Below are 536 nucleotides of genomic sequence, written 5' to 3'. Positions count from 1 at the left end.
CCGCCACCAGCGGCAGGTCCACGTCCCGCGACTCGCGGATCGGCTTGCCGTTGTCCAGCGACTCCAGCACCGCCAGCTCGCGCGAGCGCTCCTGGATGATCCGCGCGATCCGGAACAGGTACTTGGCCCGCTCGGAGCCGGGCAGGCCGCTCCAGCCGCCGAACGCCTTGCGCGCCGCGCGCACCGCGCGGTCCACGTCGTCGGCCGAGGCGCAGGCCACCTCGGCCAGCGTCTCCTCGGTGGCGGGGTTGACGGTCTTGAAGGCGGGGCCGGAGCCCTCGGTGAACTCGCCGTCGATGAACAGCCCGTAGGACGGCCGCAGGTCGACGATCTCGCGCGACTCGGGGGCCGGCGCGTACTCGAACATCGCCATCCTCAGTCCAGGGTGAAGTAGTCGGGGCCGGCGTAGCGGCCGGTGGCCAGCTTCTCGCGCTGCATCAGCAGGTCGTTGAGCAGCGAGGAGGCGCCCAGCCGGAACCAGTCCGGCGTCAGCCAGTCCTCGCCGGCCGTCTCCTGCACCAGCACCAGGTTCTTGA

The 536-nt window shown here is 71.6% G+C and carries 1 protein-coding gene and 1 pseudogene; both read right to left on the bottom strand.

The window, feature by feature from the left end; genetic code table 11:
* The coding region (locus HT134_RS44335; RefSeq protein WP_175606510.1) for an aldehyde dehydrogenase family protein at nt 1-367 on the bottom strand (367 nt) is incomplete at its 3' end.
* A gap of 8 nt (nt 368-375) precedes the next feature.
* A pseudogene (locus HT134_RS46635) lies at nt 376-536 on the bottom strand (deoxyribose-phosphate aldolase); the annotation flags it as partial.

It is taken from the genome of Nonomuraea rhodomycinica (assembly GCF_013363995.1).
Lineage (GTDB): Bacteria > Actinomycetota > Actinomycetes > Streptosporangiales > Streptosporangiaceae > Nonomuraea > Nonomuraea rhodomycinica.
Note: the sequence above shows the minus strand (reverse complement) of the source record. Positions and strands in the feature narration are given on the sequence as shown.